Raw genomic sequence first — 1218 nt, forward strand, 5'->3', positions numbered from 1 at the left:
CAAGGGGGAGCGAACGATGCGGCAATCGGGGCTTTTCGGGTTATCGGAGCATATGAAGCGACTTTCAGCGGATGGCGATCCGCTGGAGGTGTTGGCGCGGATGGTGGATTTCGAGGCGTTCCGGCCGACGTTGTTGGCTGCCCTGGCCTATTCGGATGGCGCGAAAGGCGGCCGGCCGCCCTATGATCCGGTGGTGATGCTGAAGGTGCTGGTGCTGGCGGCGCAAAACAATGTGTCGGACGCGCGGATGGAATGGCTGATCCGGGATCGGTTGAGCTGGCTGCGCTTCCTGGGCTTCGACCTTGGCGCAGCGACGCCGGATGCGAACACGATCCGTATGTTTCGCGAGCGGCTGACGGCGGTCGGCGCGCTCGACACGCTTTTTGCTGATTTCGACCGCCAGTTGAAGGCGCGCGGCTATCTGCCGATGGGCGGTCAAATTGTCGATGCGACGCTGGTCGCCGCGCCCAAGCAGCGCAACACCGAGGCCGAGAAGGCAGCCGTGAAGGCGGGCCGGAGCGCCGCCGAGATCTGGCCGGACGCCCCCGCCAAGGCGCGCCAGAAGGACACGGATGCCCGCTGGACGCTGAAATTCGCCAAGGCGCGGCCCACCAACGATGGCAAGTCGCAGCCGGATATCGCGATTCCAAGCTTCGGGTATAAAAGCAGCATCTCGATCTGCCGGACCTTCGGCTTCATCCGCAAAGGCCGGGTCACCGACGGCGCGCGCTATGACGGGCGGATGCTGCGCGACGTGGTGACCAGCGACAACACCGCATCCGACGTCTGGGCCGACACCGCCTATCGCAGCCAGAGCAACGAGCGCTGGCTGAAGGCCCAGGGCCGGGTCAGCCGCATCCACCGCAGGAAACCCAAGGGCAGGCCGATGCCCGCCCATCTCCGCCGCGGCAACGCCACCAGATCGAAGATCCGGGCCCGTGTCGAGCATGTGTTCGCGCATCAGAAGGCCGTCATGGGCCTGTTCATTCGCACCATCGGCATCGAACGGGCCAAGGCCAAGATCACGCTCGCCAACCTGGCCTTCAACATCCACCGCCTGATCTTCCACGAGCGTCGTGCGGCCATGGGATAATTGCGTCCGCGCTCTACGGAAAACCCTGAAAATCCCGACAAACCCCATGCCTGACGCGAGCTTCACCCAAAGTGCCGCCTCGGATCCTCAACCCGATCACATCAGCGGGTAAATGGAGGTGCCCA

Annotated in this window: 1 protein-coding gene; it reads left to right on the forward strand. The window is 64.4% G+C overall.

Annotated elements, in window-relative coordinates; translation table 11 throughout:
* Nucleotides 1-16: 16 nt before the first annotated feature.
* Nucleotides 17-1093 (forward strand): IS5 family transposase, encoded by a 1077-nt coding sequence (locus IEW15_RS25470; protein ID WP_188583345.1) that lies wholly within the window; start codon nucleotides 17-19, stop codon nucleotides 1091-1093.
* The last annotated feature ends 125 nt before the right edge of the window (nucleotides 1094-1218 follow it).

The organism is Tistrella bauzanensis (genome assembly GCF_014636235.1).
In the GTDB taxonomy this organism is placed as follows: Bacteria; Pseudomonadota; Alphaproteobacteria; order Tistrellales; family Tistrellaceae; genus Tistrella; species Tistrella bauzanensis.

What these genes read in the sequence shown, in the direction of transcription:
- IEW15_RS25470 (WP_188583345.1), top strand. Translation starts at nt 17, where the DNA reads ATGCGGCAATCGGGGCTTTTCGGGTTATCGGAGCATATGAAGCGACTT.